1 protein-coding gene is annotated in these 395 nt (G+C 53.7%); it reads right to left on the reverse strand.

The features are described 5' to 3' along the window. Positions 1-56: 56 nt before the first annotated feature. Positions 57-395, reverse strand: a 339-nt coding sequence (locus tag F0U44_RS24290) for a tropomyosin (RefSeq protein ID WP_149730630.1), incomplete at its 5' end; no start/stop codon positions are given.

Genomic DNA, 395 nt, shown 5'->3' on the forward strand with positions numbered 1-395 from the left:
GCGGGCTGATGGTGTTGCCAGGGCACTCAGACTTCGGGTCTTTGTATAACGGAAGCTTATTCCTTGAGAATGAGCTCTACGAAGGCGGTATCCAGATCGTCTCCGATGTCCTTGTATTTCTCCTTTTCGGCGACAAGTTCGTCTTCAAGCCTATCGACCTCCTTTTGCAGTTTCTGCACGGAACGCTCGGCGAACTCGGCACGTGCTTCAGCCTCCTTCAGACGGGTGGTGAGGGTTTTGATCTGATTTTTGTACTCCTCTTCGCGTTGGTTGGCCTTCTCCTCTGAGACTTCCAGAGATTTCAGGTTGTTACCAACGACACGGAGCTCCTCCTCAAGCTCAACGATTTTGGATTCGCCGGACTCGGCACGCTCCTCGGCGCGCTCCAAGTCAGC

The organism is Nocardioides humilatus (genome assembly GCF_008373755.1).
Taxonomy (GTDB): Bacteria; Actinomycetota; Actinomycetes; order Propionibacteriales; family Nocardioidaceae; genus Nocardioides; species Nocardioides humilatus.